Here is an 860-nt window from a genome sequence, read left to right as displayed (position 1 = left end):
GTGAAGGTGAGCATGGATCAGGAGCCGCCGGGCCTGCCCGGCGGACCGGCCTACTGGACCATGGCGGGAATCCCGCTGAACATGGTGTGCATGTAGTCGAGGATGATGGTCAGCATCCACGGGCCGGCGATGATCAGTGCCAGGAACACGCCCACCAGCTTGGGAATGAAGGCCAGGGTCTGTTCGTTGATCTGGGTCGCGGCCTGGAAGATGCTTACCAGCAGCCCGATGAGCAGGGCCGTGATCAGCATCGGGGCGGCGATCAGGAGAGTGACTTCCATGGCCTGGCGGCCCATGGTCATGACGCTTTCGGGTGTCATACGTATCCTTGCCTTGGGCTAGTAGAAACTCTGGGCCAGGGAGCCGATCAGCAGCTGCCAGCCATCCACCAGCACGAACAGCATCAGCTTGAAGGGCAGCGAGACGATGGCCGGAGACATCATCATCATGCCCATCGACATCAGGATGCTGGCCACCACCATGTCGATGATCAGGAAGGGGATGAAGATGGCAAAGCCGATCTGGAAAGAGGTCTTCAGTTCACTGGTGACGAAGGCCGGGACCAGCAGGCGCAACGGCACATCCTCCGGACCTTGCAGGGCCGGACCGCGCGACAGCTTCACATACAGCGCCAGGTCGGCCTGGCGGGTCTGCTTGAGCATGAATTCCTTGAGCGGCGCGGCCCCCTTGTCCAGGGCTTCCATCATCTGGATCTTGTTTTCCGCGAAGGGCTGATAGGCCTCGGTATAGATGCGGTCGAACACCGGACTCATGACGAAGAAGGTCAAAAACAGCGACAGGCCGACCAGCACCTGCGTGGGTGGCGTGGACTGCGTGCCCAGCGCCTGGCGCAGCAGCGA

At 61.4% G+C, this 860-nt stretch carries 2 protein-coding genes; both read right to left on the bottom strand.

The window, feature by feature from the left end:
- Positions 1-50 precede the first annotated feature (50 nt).
- Positions 51-320: a flagellar biosynthesis protein FliQ gene (fliQ, locus tag B3873_RS11310; RefSeq protein ID WP_034331685.1), complete on the bottom strand. Its 270-nt coding sequence runs from the start codon at positions 318-320 to the stop codon at positions 51-53.
- Positions 321-338: 18 nt separating this feature from the next.
- Positions 339-860, bottom strand: a 522-nt coding sequence (gene fliP, locus B3873_RS11305; protein WP_286866088.1) for a flagellar type III secretion system pore protein FliP, incomplete at its 5' end; no start/stop codon positions are given.

The organism is Herbaspirillum sp. UBA812, assembly GCF_002296545.1.
GTDB lineage: Bacteria > Pseudomonadota > Gammaproteobacteria > Burkholderiales > Burkholderiaceae_D > Herbaspirillum > Herbaspirillum huttiense.
The sequence above is the reverse complement of the archived record's forward strand: the minus strand, read 5'-3'. Positions and strand labels throughout refer to the sequence as shown.